The sequence below is a fragment of the Pseudomonas sp. AMR01 genome (assembly GCF_041946035.1).
In the GTDB taxonomy this organism is placed as follows: Bacteria; Pseudomonadota; Gammaproteobacteria; order Pseudomonadales; family Pseudomonadaceae; genus Aquipseudomonas; species Aquipseudomonas antarctica_B.
On sequence record NZ_JAUTYR010000096.1, the window covers coordinates 1 to 818 of the forward strand.

Here is an 818-nt window from a genome sequence, read left to right on the forward strand (position 1 = left end):
CGCGAGGATTTCGTCATCCTTCAACCCGTTCGTGGCCGTGCGCGGCATCGCCTCCACGTCGTACCCGCGTCGCCGGAGCTCGTAATTCGACACCACACGCTGGCAGTTGGTTTGGTACGCTGATCCGCCCGTGTTGAACTTGGGGTTGGCGTTCACGCGGGCCACGTCGGATGGTTCCGGATCGATCCGTTTCAGGGGGCCGTATAGCGTTTCCTCGAACCCCTCGACCATTTTGTCGAGTTGCTTATCCAACCGCTTCCACTGGTTGTATTCGCGGAGGATATCGTCGTCGTTGGTCGCGGCGTGCCATCGTCGCGCGACTTCGTCCATTTCCGCCCGCTTCTTTGCCACGGCCTCGTAATCCAACACTTTCGGCGCGGGTGTCGGCGGGAGTTCGGGCTCCGGGGGCGGTGCGGGTTTGTCCTCGGGCGGCGTCGGTTGGTCGTGATCCTGCTTTTGCAGTTTGCGACGTCGCGCGCGTTCCCGCCGTTGTTCCTCCGGCGTCATTTTCTTATACGCCTCGTCGTCGTATTTCGACTTTCGTGGCGTACGTGGTTTCGCGGCTGGCTTGGCCGGTGCCACCTTGACGTCGTGGACGCGCGTGTCCGTGATCTTCGTCAACCGTTCCCGTTCGGGGTGACGGGTGAGATCGTTTTCAGAGACGTGCTTTTTGATCTGGTCGGTCTTCGCGTCGATCCGCTTTTTCACGGCCTTACGCGTCGCATCGTCCAACGCGGCGGATTGTTCCCGTAGCAAGGTACGTTTGTCGCGTTCCAACCGCCGTAACTTCTGACGGGCCGCATCGCCGCGCGGATCCT

At 61.4% G+C, this 818-nt stretch carries 1 protein-coding gene; it reads right to left on the reverse strand.

The genetic code is table 11. The features are described 5' to 3' along the window. Positions 1-818, reverse strand: an 818-nt coding sequence (locus tag Q7C20_RS26690; RefSeq protein ID WP_375071184.1) for a hypothetical protein, incomplete at both ends; no start/stop codon positions are given.